The following is a 1,201-nucleotide window of genomic DNA, read 5'->3' as shown; positions in this document are numbered from 1 at the left end:
CTGACGAATACTAATCGATCGAGGACTTAACTTCGATCGAACGTGAAACGTTTCGACGCTTGGTTACAAACTCTTATCTAGTTTTGAAGGTGCATTTACATAAACCTTCAAAAAATTAAAATTTGCACTTGCAATTTTATGTTAAAGTGAATATAATATAATTTGTCGCAGAAAAACAAGGCAATTTTAAATTGTCCGGTAACAATGGCAGAGAGGCCACACCTGTTCCCATGCCGAACACAGAAGTTAAGCTCTCTAGCGCCGATGGTAGTTGGGGTTCTTCCCCTGTGAGAGTAGGACGTTGCCGGGCAGTAAAATTCGGAGGATTAGCTCAGCTGGGAGAGCACTTGCCTTACAAGCAAGGGGTCGCAGGTTCGAGCCCTGCATCCTCCACCATTTACTTTTTTTATGCCGGCCTAGCTCAACTGGTAGAGCAACTGACTTGTAATCAGTAGGTTGGGGGTTCAAGTCCTCTGGCCGGCACCATTACAACTTTATAACTTCTCATAATAAGATGTGGCCTGTAAAAATTATTTAAAGAGCCATTAGCTCAGTTGGTAGAGCATCTGACTTTTAATCAGAGGGTCGGAGGTTCGAATCCTCCATGGCTCACCATTATGCGGGTGTGGCGGAATTGGCAGACGCGCTAGACTTAGGATCTAGTGTCTTACGACGTGGGGGTTCGACTCCCTCCACCCGCACCATTTAAATAATTTTCATTGCGGAAGTAGTTCAGCGGTAGAACATCACCTTGCCAAGGTGGGGGTCGCGGGTTCGAATCCCGTCTTCCGCTCCATGAACTGCCGGGGTGGCGGAATTGGCAGACGCACAGGACTTAAAATCCTGCGGTAATTTTTTACCGTGCCGGTTCGAGTCCGGCCCTCGGCACCATCTTATTTTAGCGCCCGTAGCTCAATTGGATAGAGCGTCTGACTACGGATCAGAAGGTTAGGGGTTCGACTCCTCTCGGGCGCGCCATATTACGGGAAGTAGCTCAGCTTGGTAGAGCACTTGGTTTGGGACCAAGGGGTCGCAGGTTCGAATCCTGTCTTCCCGACTCTCAAACGGGGCCTTAGCTCAGATGGGAGAGCGCCTGCTTTGCACGCAGGAGGTCAGCGGTTCGATCCCGCTAGGCTCCACCAATTTTATCTTTTGAACCTTGAAAACTAAACAAAATAGCCTGTCGTCAATTCTTTTTCTT

The 1,201-nt window shown here is 48.2% G+C and carries 9 tRNA genes and 1 rRNA gene; all 10 read left to right on the top strand.

What is annotated here, in order from left to right:
- Nucleotides 1–194: 194 nt before the first annotated feature.
- The 10 genes from rrf (at nucleotide 195) to G532_RS0111655 (ending at nucleotide 1,142) form a co-directional block, all read left to right on the top strand.
- Nucleotides 195–310 (top strand): 5S ribosomal RNA (rrf, locus tag G532_RS0111700).
- Nucleotides 311–320: 10 nt separating this feature from the next.
- A tRNA-Val gene (locus G532_RS0111695) sits at nucleotides 321–396 on the top strand.
- A gap of 14 nt (nucleotides 397–410) precedes the next feature.
- Nucleotides 411–486 (top strand) — tRNA-Thr (locus G532_RS0111690).
- Between the two features lie 53 nt (nucleotides 487–539).
- Nucleotides 540–615, top strand: a tRNA-Lys gene (locus tag G532_RS0111685).
- A gap of 4 nt (nucleotides 616–619) precedes the next feature.
- A tRNA-Leu gene (locus tag G532_RS0111680) sits at nucleotides 620–704 on the top strand.
- 17 nt (nucleotides 705–721) lie between these two features.
- A tRNA-Gly gene (locus tag G532_RS0111675) sits at nucleotides 722–796 on the top strand.
- Between the two features lie 6 nt (nucleotides 797–802).
- Nucleotides 803–891 (top strand) — tRNA-Leu (locus tag G532_RS0111670).
- 10 nt (nucleotides 892–901) lie between these two features.
- A tRNA-Arg gene (locus G532_RS0111665) sits at nucleotides 902–978 on the top strand.
- Nucleotides 979–983: 5 nt separating this feature from the next.
- Nucleotides 984–1,057 (top strand) — tRNA-Pro (locus G532_RS0111660).
- A 9-nt stretch (nucleotides 1,058–1,066) separates the two neighbouring features.
- A tRNA-Ala gene (locus G532_RS0111655) sits at nucleotides 1,067–1,142 on the top strand.
- The last annotated feature ends 59 nt before the right edge of the window (nucleotides 1,143–1,201 follow it).

The sequence above is a fragment of the Halalkalibacillus halophilus DSM 18494 genome, from assembly GCF_000423105.1.
Classification (GTDB): domain Bacteria; phylum Bacillota; class Bacilli; order Bacillales; family Alkalibacillaceae; genus Halalkalibacillus; species Halalkalibacillus halophilus.
This window is presented reverse-complemented; position numbering and strand designations above follow the sequence as displayed.